This is a genomic window from Pseudomonas frederiksbergensis (assembly GCF_003732665.1).
Lineage (GTDB): Bacteria > Pseudomonadota > Gammaproteobacteria > Pseudomonadales > Pseudomonadaceae > Aquipseudomonas > Aquipseudomonas frederiksbergensis_G.
The window spans coordinates 1-292 of record NZ_MOBP01000216.1; the positions used below are offsets into that span (position 1 = coordinate 1).

At 64.0% G+C, this 292-nt stretch carries 1 protein-coding gene; it reads right to left on the minus strand.

The window, feature by feature from the left end; genetic code table 11:
• On the minus strand, nucleotides 1-292 hold a 292-nt coding region (locus BK665_RS33890), incomplete at both ends, for an ABC transporter substrate-binding protein (RefSeq protein WP_148053307.1).

A 292-nucleotide genomic window follows, 5' to 3' on the forward strand; every position in this document is an offset into this window, starting at 1 on the left:
CGGTGCCGGCTTTGCGAAAAGCGTCTACCACGGTCTTGCTGTCTGGCAGCAGGCGTGGGTCGGCGCCGACGGTCATCAGCACGCCGTCGACGTATTGCGGGCCGCCAGCGGTGGTCACCAGTTCATCGGTCACGCTGCCGTCGTCGGACATGAATTTCACGTCTTTGAGGCCTTCGGTACGCAGTTGTTTAACCAGTGGACCGGCTTCCGGGTGCAGGCCGCAGACGTAGACCACGTCGGCACCGGCCGCACGGATCTTGGTGACCACGGCGCTGAAGTCTTTCTCGCCGCG